The sequence below is a fragment of the Pedobacter sp. UBA5917 genome, from assembly GCF_002432345.1.
Taxonomy (GTDB): Bacteria; Bacteroidota; Bacteroidia; order Sphingobacteriales; family Sphingobacteriaceae; genus Pedobacter.
Window position 1 is genome coordinate 1 of the sequence record NZ_DJDT01000142.1, and the last position, 7363, is coordinate 7363.

The 7363-nt window shown below is 40.9% G+C and carries 6 protein-coding genes; 3 read left to right on the top strand and 3 right to left on the bottom strand.

All coding sequences use genetic code 11. The features are described 5' to 3' along the window. The first annotated feature begins 136 nt into the window (after positions 1–136). From uvrC to B2V92_RS08550, 3 genes are all read left to right on the top strand, one after another. On the top strand, positions 137–1939 hold the full coding sequence (gene uvrC / locus B2V92_RS08540; protein ID WP_293306864.1) for an excinuclease ABC subunit UvrC: 1803 nt from the start codon (positions 137–139) through the stop codon (positions 1937–1939). A 130-nt stretch (positions 1940–2069) separates the two neighbouring features. Further along, entirely contained in the window at positions 2070–2468 is a 399-nt protein-coding gene (locus B2V92_RS08545; RefSeq protein WP_293306866.1) for a nuclease A inhibitor family protein, read from the top strand. Positions 2469–2506: 38 nt separating this feature from the next. Continuing rightward, a complete protein-coding gene (locus B2V92_RS08550) occupies positions 2507–3880 on the top strand; it encodes a DNA/RNA non-specific endonuclease (RefSeq protein WP_293306868.1) in 1374 nt (457 codons plus the stop codon). Between the two features lie 359 nt (positions 3881–4239). Here B2V92_RS08550 and gldN read toward each other — a convergent pair whose 3' ends face one another. The 3 genes from gldN to gldL all read right to left on the bottom strand — a co-directional run. After that, positions 4240–5151, bottom strand: coding sequence for a gliding motility protein GldN (gene gldN / locus B2V92_RS08555; protein WP_293306870.1), 912 nt, complete (start codon positions 5149–5151; stop codon positions 4240–4242). Between the two features lie 7 nt (positions 5152–5158). Then, positions 5159–6691 (bottom strand): gliding motility protein GldM, encoded by a 1533-nt coding sequence (gene gldM / locus B2V92_RS08560; RefSeq protein WP_293306872.1) that lies wholly within the window; start codon positions 6689–6691, stop codon positions 5159–5161. Positions 6692–6730: 39 nt separating this feature from the next. Then, positions 6731–7363: gliding motility protein GldL (gene gldL / locus B2V92_RS08565; RefSeq protein ID WP_293306874.1), on the bottom strand; the 633-nt coding region annotated here is incomplete at its 5' end.

The following is a 7363-nucleotide window of genomic DNA, read 5'->3' on the forward strand; positions in this document are numbered from 1 at the left end:
GCAGGAAAGATGCTGAAATAAATTCAGCATGACGATCGCGTGGCTTAAAAAAAGCTAATAAAAGTATTATGAATAGACATTCCAAATATTATTCTTCATTAAAAATCACCACATTTTTTGCTCCTTTTAATTTCTCATGAGCAGTTTCGACCATAAAACAGCATTAACCGCAATTCCACATAAACCCGGCGTATACCAGTATTGGGATGCCGATGGAAAGCTGATGTACATTGGTAAAGCGAAAGACCTGCGTAACCGTGTAGGTTCGTATTTTAACAGCGATAGAAACCAGTTTAATGGCAAAACAAGGGTACTGGTATCAAAGATCCGCAAAATTACCTTTACCATTGTTGATACGGAGATTGATGCCTGGCTATTGGAAAACAGCCTGATCAAAAAACACCAGCCGAAATTCAACATCAACTTAAAAGACGATAAAACCTATCCATGGATTATCGTAAAAAATGAAAATTTCCCACGGATTTACTGGACGCGTAAGGTAATAAAGGATGGCTCAACCTATTTCGGGCCCTATGGTTCGATAGGTATGATGCATACCATCCTCGATCTGATTAAAGAGACCTACCCATTACGTACCTGTACTTTGCCATTAACGGAGAAAAATATAGATGAGGGTAAATTTAAAGTCTGCCTCGAATACCAGATCGGGAACTGTAAAGGTCCCTGCCAAAAATACCAGACAGAAGCCGACTACGATAAAAACATTGGAGAGATCAAAGAAATCCTGAACGGTAAAATCGGGAATGTGATCCGCGATGTAAAAGGGATCATCAAATCAGCTTCTGAAGATTTAAACTTCGAACTGGCACACCAATATGCCCGCAGGTTGCAGGTTTTGGAGAAATACCAAAGCAAATCGACTGTGGTAAACAGTGCCATTACCAATGTGGATGTGGTGAGTATTGCCTCTGATGAGCGTTATGCTTTCGTAAATTACCTGAAAGTGATGAATGGAACCATTATCCAAACGCAGACCATAGAGGTTAAAAAGCAACTGGATGAGAGCGATGATGAGATTTTAACCCTGGCCATGCTGGAGTTCAGAACCAAATTTAACAGTACTTCAAAAGAAATCATTGTTCCTTTTGAGCCTTCGTTAGAAGATGAAAGCTTAAAATTTACTGTTCCGAAACTGGGCGAAAAGAAAAAACTTTTAGAGCTATCGCAAAAGAATGTGCTGTTCTTTAAAAAGGAAAAACTCAATCAGTACGAAAAGCTGAACCCGGATCTGCGTACCGACCGGATTTTAACCACCATGCAGAAAGACCTGCGTTTAACGCAGCTTCCAAAACATATCGAATGTTTTGATAACTCCAACTTTCAGGGTAAATATCCGGTTTCGGCAATTGTGGTATTTAAAGATGCCAAACCTTCGAAAAAAGATTACCGCCATTTTAATGTGAAAACAGTAGAAGGGCCAAACGATTTTGCCACGATGGAAGAAGCCGTTTTCCGCCGCTACAGAAGAATGCTGGATGAAAACCAGACTTTGCCCCAGCTCATCATTATTGATGGCGGTAAAGGCCAGCTATCGTCGGCAGTGAAGAGTTTAAAGTTGCTGGGGATAGAAAATAAAGTTACCGTAATCGGCATTGCCAAACGGTTGGAAGAACTGTTTTATCCAGGCGATTCGTACCCACTATATCTCGATAAAAAATCGGAGACACTCAAAGTGATCCAGCAGCTGCGTGATGAAGCCCACCGTTTTGGGATTACCTTTCACCGGAAAAAGCGTGATCAGGGTACGCTTAAAACCGAACTCGAACAAATTGAAGGCATTGGTAAAACCACTGCGGATAAGCTGCTCACACATTTTAAATCGGTTAAAAAGATAAAGGAAGCTACAGAAAAGGAACTTTCGGAAGTGCTGAACAAAAAACAGGTAATTACCTTACTTGCACACTTTAAAGACGCATAAGCCTGCTTTGTAAACAACAACAGACGCGAGGGTAAAAATGTTAACACTTTATTAATCTTGATTTCGCACTACTTAAATACTTTTTCTATAATTTAGGGCTGTTAATACTCGTAAAACTATCCCTATTTACATGAATAACAACATCCTGGCCACCATCACCAAACTTTTGTTGGGTGTACTGTATTTTACCGAATCAGAAAGTCCATTTAAAGCGGCCGATTGGGGCAAAATTACACCAGCAGCACTTTTGCAGAAAATTGCTATCCAATACCAGTCAGATCCTTCAAATCTTAAACAAATCGATCAGGCAGCCTTTTTCGACCGTCTAATATCAAAAGTTGACAAGGCCGACATCCCAATGGTCGAAAATGCAGACAAAATAGCCACTTTTTATACCTTCATTAAACAAAATCTATCCAATATCACGGTGATCAGAGTAGAAGACGCCAGCAGGATCCCGGTGTTGATTGCAGGCTATTTACCAGATGGCACCTGTATTGTAATGGAAACTTTCGCTATCGAAACCTAAAAATTATCCCATCCATTAAATAATCCCAAACCAAAACAATGAAAGCATTAAAAAAACTAAGCTTATTGGGCATTTTATGCCTTGGCCTTGCTGCCTGTAAAAAGGATAACCAAATACAGCCAGACAGCAGCCTATTTGACCAAAAGTTAAACAGCAAAGCAGCTACCGCCAGTGCCCAGGCCGTAACGGCCGGTTTCCCCGAAACATTCGAGTCAGGTACCAAAGGAAGTTATACCGTAGGATCGGTTACTTTAAGCAGTGGAAGCTGGAGCCTTGACGACGCATTGATCGGAAACCTGGCCGCAGATGCTAAGAACGGTAGCCAATCTGTACGTATCCGTAACACGGGTATTTTAAGTATGAATTTTAATGCAAATGGAGCCGATGTAGTAACCATTGCCCACGCCAAATATGGTACTGATGCCAATAGTACCTGGCAGCTTTGGTATTCTACCAACGGTGGTTCGAGCTGGCAACAAGCCGGTAGCACCGTTACGAGTAGCTCAACAACATTAACAACTGCAACATTTAACACCGCAATTTCCGGAAATGTGCGTTTTCAGATCCGTAAAATCAGTGGTGGTACTGCCCGCATCAATATCGACGATTTCAGTATTTCGACCGGTGACGGTGGCACCACTCCACCAACAACAACCCCTGGAGATAATAGCCATCTTTTACTTGGTAATCCAAGTAACGCCGTAGCAAGTACGTCTTCCCCTGAAAATTACCTGATGGAACGTACTTATTATACAAGCTCTTACAGCAGAAGCAGGGCTACACCAAACTGGGTAAGCTGGCATGTTGGATCAGCCGATTTAGGTTCTACACCACGCCAGGATGATTTCAGGGCGGATAACACATTACCTGCAGGTTGGTATCAGGTATCAAACAGCAGTTATTCTGGTTCAGGTTTCGATCGTGGCCACAACTGCCCTTCGGCCGATAGAACAGCTTCGGTTTCTGCCAACTCTTCTACCTTTTTAATGAGCAACATGATGCCACAGGCTCCCAATAATAATCAGGGACCATGGGCCGACCTTGAAAACTATACCCGCTCTTTGGTAACGGCAGGTAACGAAGTTTACATCATCTGCGGTTCTTATGGTTCGGGTGGTACAGGAAGCAACGGAGGCACTACTTTCACCATTGATAATGGCCGTGTTAATGTGCCATCGAACACCTGGAAAGTTATTGTAGTATTGCCTAACGGTAATAATGATTTAAGCAGAATTACATCTTCTACAAGGGTAATTGCAGTAAACATGCCAAATACCAATGGTTTAAATACCAACTGGAAAACATTCCGTACAACAGTTAATTCAATTGAATCTGCAACAGGTTACGATCTTTTATCGAACGTATCTACATCAATACAGAATGTAATTGAAGCAGCTACTGATAACCAATAATTTTACTTAGTAAATTTAATAAAAAGGGGTAATCCATTGATTTGGGTTACCCCTTTTTGCATTCAAATTCTACATCATAGTCGCTTAATTTCGTTGCAGAATATTATCCGTCAACAGAACTTCTCTATAAAACGGTCGTCATTGCGAGGAGGCACGACGAAGCAATCTTGCTACGATTGCTATAACTAATTGTTTAAGATTGCTTCGTCGGCTGAAAAAGCCTCCTCGCAATGACGGGCCTTTTGTGAATGCAGTTAGTGTTAGCTAATCTATCAAGATAGATCTCTCCATTACGCTTCGCTTCAGTCGAGATGACGGTGTATAAAAAAAGCTCCGATGAATCGGAGCTTTTAATAAGATTAGTATTCCCAAAGACCTTGTTCGTAGTCGAGAACAGATTTTTTAATCCTCTCTGATTCGTACAACCTTTCTTTAGGATCCGAAATAATATCCCTGATCTTGTTATCGCCAGGATTAGATTCTTTAACAATATAGCTGCTGAACAAGCGGCGGATAAAGAAATCATCAAAACTTAAAGATGAAGCATCGTTATTGGTATTGATCAAACGTTTCTTGGTCAAAATTTCTCTTGCTTCTGTATAATATACCCAGAATACAGGCTGCCATTGCTTAGAAACCTCGTTGAATTTTAACGGTGCGATACCTACAATTCGTGGTTCGAAAATAGAACGTTTGGTATCAAAAATCCAGTCTTCCTTAATCCTGAATTTCAGGAATAAATCTGCGTTGAAGTCATTTACTACAGTAGTAACCGTTCCGGTTTTATTGTTCGAAACCTCTGCTGTTCCTGAGGCTGCTTTAGCTGCAGAATCTGCAGACATCGGGTTTAAAAAAGCATCATCTTCGTTTAATGCACTATCAATAGGAGAATAGGCAGTTAGCTCATCCTTTTTAATTGCGCCGATCAATACATCGATCAATCTCGATTTTGGCGATCTTAACGGTGAGTTTACGGTATCACGCAAATCAATCTCTCTCCAGATCCTTTTCGCGTAAAACACATCTTCTTCCCTTACATCAGCCAAAGGCACCATTTCAGTACTGTCAATGTCCTTACGGGCATAAAAACCATCTTTAGGAGGTACTTTCAGTTTCTTTTTAGCAGTTACAGGAGCTTTAACCGGCTCGGCCACAGGTGGCGCAGCAACTACAGGAGCAGCTTTTTTTGGCGCTAACTTAGTCGGCTTTTTTTGAGCAAAAGCAAACGTGGTTAACAAAACTAAAATAGCAATACTTAAAATCCTTTTCATCTTCTTATTATTTTACACTGAACGCCAATGAAGGTAAAATCTTCTGACGTCCATCAGGACCAATAGAAACAATATCTTCAAAAAACACCCTTGTACCTGGTGTAATCGAATTAATAGCACCTTTTACCGCACCTGCAAAACTTCCACCGGTACCCGGAATGGTAACTGCGTCAGAGCGTGGCTTGATAATGGTTAACTTATAGCGCTGAATCTTAAATTTAACATCGAATGGAAAATCATCCAGATCTGCTTCAATTTCTGATTCGCTTTTCAATTGTACAGAAGCAATATCACCACCTGCACGGCCACCAACTTTTGCTACTGGTGTAGGAATGCCTTTTACCCTGAATTTTTGTGAGCCCAAACTCACAGTTTTACCAGCATTATTTGCCGATACGTTGATCGATACTTCCGAACCAACCAAACTACCCGGTACGTTAACGTTAAAGTTTCCGTTACCACCCGACATTGAACCGCCTGATATAGAAGCACGGATACTTTCTAATGGAAATCCTGCAGCTGACACCGTAAATGGATTTGGGATACCCGCATAAATTACGTTCAACTTGGTTGAGGAAACAGATGCCGATGGTTTTGCAACCTGATACGTTTGTGGCTGGGTTTTGTATTCTTTAACATTTCCATCGGTTTGTCGTACACGAATAGTACCAACCCAGGTAAACTGACCAACGGTACTTGTACCACCAGTGTATGTTCCCTTACCTTCTTTAACCGATAATTTATTACCATTAACAGTGATATCAGGAGTTGATCTCGAATCGCTCGCTGTTAAAAATACCTCAGCGGTATAAGGCTGCCCCTGGATAACGTAAGAAGTAGGCGCAACTGCAACTGCTGCAAACTGATCGAGGTTAACCTGCGCTTTATCCATATTTCCGAACAACTTTTTCACCACTTCTGCTTCAGCATTTTTGGTATCTGCCTGTAATTTGGTTAAAATAGTCATTGCAGCTGTTAACGGAGTTCCCTCACCGAAATAGGTTTCCTGCCAGTTGCCTTTTCTTTTTATAGCAGGATCTTTGGCCTCAAGTGAGAAAGAAACATTGGCTCTATCCTCTTTATCCAATAAAGAAATCAATTTTTCGCGTGTTGCGTTAATTTTCTCCTTTAATTTATCTGCCTCTTTCTGGTTGATCATGATATGCTGTGCAATATCAAGATTATCCCTGTTTACAAGATCTCCGGTTTCAGGATTAATCCCATCCCCTTGTTTTGTAAATTCTTTTTTAAGCCCTTCGATGTAATTGTTCAATTCATCTGCCGCCGTTCTGGCCTGTTTAGCTTTTTCGTAAATAGGCTGTGCCCTTGCTGGCTCTTCTTTCAATTTCGAATTTTCGAAAGCAGCAAATAACTGATTTATGCTTGTATTTACGTTGTTCTTAGAAGTATCCAAACTATCATTGATATTTTTGAATGCATCTAAAACAGTATCTGATACGTTTAAGGCAAGCATGGCCAACAATACCAAATACATGATATTGATCATCCGCTGCCTTGTTGTTTCTTTTCCGCCTGCCATGTTTGATAGCTTTCCTTTAAAAATTAAAAACTAAACAAATTATACACGTGGGCCGTTCATAGCCGATAACATATTACCGTAAATTGCATTAAGTGATGAAAGGTTTTTAGCCAGTTTGTTCACCTCTTCTTTAAACTGTTTCGAATCTTCCATCGATTCGTTGAAGTTCTGCATGGTTAACGATAAGTTTGAATAGAATTTATTCATCGATTTTAGATGTGCACTAGAATCCTGTAATTCCAATTCGTATACCGCATTTAGGGCAGATAAGTTTTTGGCCAGGTTATTTACCTGATCGTGGTAAGCCTGCGAATCTACATTGCTCTCGCCCATTGCCTTTAAATTAGCTGTTGCTTTCTCGAAAGATGCACTTAAACTATCAAAGCCGGCTGAAGCGGTTTTAATTTTACCGGTTAATTCATTTGTTGCGGTAGAGGTATCGGCAACATTAGAAATTGCCGCCACTTTATCACCAAACGTACGTAAACCAGCACCTAAGCTTTCGATCAATTCAGGTCCGATTTTCGCATCCGATAACATTTTATCCAAAGCCGCAGTGTTTGAAGGGGCTACCGCTGCCGCTGGCCTGGCCGATGCTGTAGGTAGTTCGCCTTTAAAATCCGCTCTTAATTCAGGATAAACTTTCTCCCATGCTGGTTCTGGCTCTGGTGG

Bases quoted from the DNA above. Each gene is read 5' to 3' on its own strand.
- uvrC (WP_293306864.1), top strand. From the start codon at position 137: ATGAGCAGTTTCGACCATAAAACAGCATTAACCGCAATTCCACATAAA.
- B2V92_RS08545 (WP_293306866.1), top strand. From the start codon at position 2,070: ATGAATAACAACATCCTGGCCACCATCACCAAACTTTTGTTGGGTGTA.
- B2V92_RS08550 (WP_293306868.1), top strand. From the start codon at position 2,507: ATGAAAGCATTAAAAAAACTAAGCTTATTGGGCATTTTATGCCTTGGC.
- gldN (WP_293306870.1), bottom strand. From the start codon at position 5,151: ATGAAAAGGATTTTAAGTATTGCTATTTTAGTTTTGTTAACCACGTTT.
- gldM (WP_293306872.1), bottom strand. From the start codon at position 6,691: ATGGCAGGCGGAAAAGAAACAACAAGGCAGCGGATGATCAATATCATG.